General features: G+C 66.7%; 1 protein-coding gene. It reads right to left on the reverse strand.

Features of this window, described 5'->3' with window-relative positions:
* Window positions 1-267: hypothetical protein (locus tag PZC42_RS21580; RefSeq protein ID WP_277214227.1), on the reverse strand; the 267-nt coding region annotated here is incomplete at both ends.

The following is a 267-nucleotide window of genomic DNA, read 5'->3' on the forward strand; positions in this document are numbered from 1 at the left end:
GGAGGCCGCCACCGCGCGTAGACGAAGTGCTCGTCGCGGCATTCGCCGAGGAGGAGGCGGGTTTTCCTGCTGGCAAGTTTCCGGGCGAAGGTGCCGGAGTTGATGTCTTGGAAGAGCGGTGGGGGGATGAAGCTGGACCCAGCACGGTCCGTGGAGGTGATGACGGGCCGGTACTGGTGCATCTTGATGCGGGATCCCGCGGTGAGGAGATCCCGCGCGGGTAGGGCGCGCAGACGGGCGAGTTTCTCGCTGGCAGACAGCGAGTGG

This window comes from Isoptericola croceus (assembly GCF_029382255.1).
Classification (GTDB): Bacteria; Actinomycetota; Actinomycetes; order Actinomycetales; family Cellulomonadaceae; genus Isoptericola; species Isoptericola croceus.